The sequence below is a fragment of the Pseudomonas sp. GZJR-8 genome (assembly GCF_002916705.1).
GTDB classification, from domain to species: Bacteria; Pseudomonadota; Gammaproteobacteria; order Pseudomonadales; family Pseudomonadaceae; genus Aquipseudomonas; species Aquipseudomonas synxantha_A.
On sequence record NZ_JXSI01000035.1, the window covers coordinates 1 to 782 of the forward strand.

1 pseudogene is annotated in these 782 nt (G+C 50.6%); it reads left to right on the plus strand.

Features of this window, described 5'->3' with window-relative positions:
- Nucleotides 1-705 (plus strand): annotated as a pseudogene (locus TK42_RS26730) (hypothetical protein); the annotation flags it as partial.
- Nucleotides 706-782: the final 77 nt, after the last annotated feature.

Here is a 782-nt window from a genome sequence, read left to right on the forward strand (position 1 = left end):
AGTTGGTTGGACAGGGTGGCAAATAATAGCCAGGTAACGTTGAGTTTTTACGTGGCCTACAATGGTATCGACGATCAGAGCCGGGCAGTTGAGTTCCCCAGTACGCAATACACTATCAGTCGCAGCACTCCGTTATACGTCACGCCGACTTATATCCAGCTCTCCGGATTTACATTCATGCTGGGAGATTACCCCAGCCTCCTCCCCGCCAACACCCCTGGCAATACGACGCAACTGAGCGTGGGCGGCGGTACCGGGCCTTATACTTACTCATCCGATAAAAGCTATATCGCTTCTGTCAGTACAACTGGAGCGGTTTCCTCACGGGGCAATGGTCAAACAACCATCCGAATCACGGACTCTTCGAGTCCGCCACAGACCGTAACCGTCGGAGTGTACGTTACCAACGTGATCTGGGTTTACAACAACGGTGTAGGCGCGCACGAAGAAGTGTATGAAAGGGCGATAGAGCGGGACATGACCCTACCCACCCTTAATGAACAGAAGCTTATGCAACAGCAGTACGCCGGTCGTTGGCCGATGCCAAATAATTACTATTGGTCGCGCACCCATTACAAAACTGAGTTTGGGATTTACTATTATTGGACCACTAACTTGGCGTCAGGAGTAACGGCATGGTTCGCCACCGTCAACAGCAACCGTTTTAACTCGATAGCGGTCAATAGTAATAAAATAGAAAACTAGCCGCACACCCGCTTGAACGGGGGCAGTTCTATTTAACCGTAGACTGTCCCTTTTTTCAGGGTGAATGGCAGCACTCA